1 protein-coding gene is annotated in these 359 nt (G+C 72.1%); it reads left to right on the top strand.

Annotation, left to right across the window (positions count from 1 at the left end):
* On the top strand, positions 1-359 hold a 359-nt coding region (locus AB4039_RS42585; RefSeq protein WP_442273357.1), incomplete at both ends, for a carotenoid oxygenase family protein.

Genomic DNA, 359 nt, shown 5'->3' with positions numbered 1-359 from the left:
TACCTGACCGGCCACTACACCCCCGTCGCCGACGAGGTCACCGCCACCGGCCTCACCGTCGAGGGAACCCTGCCGCCCGAGCTGACCGGCCGCCTGATCCGCAACGGCCACAACCCCAAGCCCGGGATCACACCCACCCACTGGTTCAAGGGCAGCGGCATGGTCCACGGGATCCGGCTGCGCGACGGCCGCGCCGAGTGGTACCGCAACCGCTGGGTCCACACCCCCGCCCTCGACGGCGCCCCCTACATGACCGAGCACGGACCCGACCTGACCGCCAGCACCGCCGGCACCCACGTCATCGAGCACGGCGGACGCCTGCTGGCCCTGTGCGAGGCCAACCTCCCCTTCGAGCTCAC

Origin of the sequence: Streptomyces sp. M-16 (assembly GCF_052114405.1) — a bacterium.
Classification (GTDB): domain Bacteria; phylum Actinomycetota; class Actinomycetes; order Streptomycetales; family Streptomycetaceae; genus Streptomyces.
The sequence above is the reverse complement of the archived record's forward strand: the minus strand, read 5'-3'. Positions and strand labels throughout refer to the sequence as shown.